At 68.2% G+C, this 953-nt stretch carries 1 protein-coding gene; it reads right to left on the bottom strand.

The window, feature by feature from the left end:
• The coding region (locus MKK75_RS23950) for an acyl-CoA dehydrogenase family protein (protein WP_244045011.1) at positions 1 to 953 on the bottom strand (953 nt) is incomplete at both ends.

Here is a 953-nt window from a genome sequence, read left to right as displayed (position 1 = left end):
TGGACGTCGTGCGTGCCCTCGTAGGTGTTGACCGTCTCGAGGTTCTGGGCGTGGCGCATCACATGGTACTCGCCCATGATGCCGTTGCCGCCGTGCATGTCGCGGGCGGTACGGGCGATGTCGAGGGCCTTGCCGCAATTGTTGCGCTTGACCAGGCTGATCATCTCCGGGGCCATCCTGCCCTCGTCCATCAGCCGCCCGACCCGGAGCGAGGCCTGAAGGCCGAGTGCGATCTCGGTCTGCATGTCGGCGAGCTTTTTCTGGACCAGTTGCGTCTGCGCCAGGGGGCGACCGAACTGCTTGCGCTCGAGGGTGTAGGTGCGCGCCCGGTGCCAGCAATCCTCGGCGGCGCCCAGCGCCCCCCACGAGATGCCGTAGCGCGCCCGGTTGAGGCAGCCGAACGGCCCCTTCAGGCCGGACACGTTCGGCAGCAGCGCGTCCTCGCCGACCTCGACGCCCTCCATGACGATCTCGCCCGTGGTGGAGGCGCGCAGGGACAGCTTGCCCTTCAGCGTCGGCGCGGAGAGACCCCTCATGCCCTTCTCGAGGATGAAGCCGCGGATCGCGTCGTCATGCGCCGCGGACTTCGCCCAGACGACGAACACGTCCGCGAAGGGCGCGTTCGAGATCCACATCTTGGCGCCCGAGATCCGGTAGCCGCCGTCGATCTTCTCCGCCTTGGTCTTCATCCCGGCGGGGTCTGATCCGGCATCGGGCTCGGTCAGGCCGAAGCAGCCGATCCATTCCCCCGAGGCGAGCTTCGGCAGGAATTTCTGGCGCTGCGCCTCCGAGCCGTAGGCGTGGATCGGGTACATCACGAGGGAGGATTGCACGCTCATCATCGAGCGGTAGCCGGAATCCACCGCCTCCACCGCCCGCGCCACGAGCCCGTAGGCCACGTAGGAGGCGCCGGCGCAGCCGTATTCCTCCGGCAGGGTGACGCCGAGCAGGCC

Origin of the sequence: Methylobacterium sp. J-030, from assembly GCF_022829545.1 — a bacterium.
Taxonomy (GTDB): Bacteria; Pseudomonadota; Alphaproteobacteria; order Rhizobiales; family Beijerinckiaceae; genus Methylobacterium.
The sequence above is the reverse complement of the archived record's forward strand: the minus strand, read 5'-3'. Positions and strand labels throughout refer to the sequence as shown.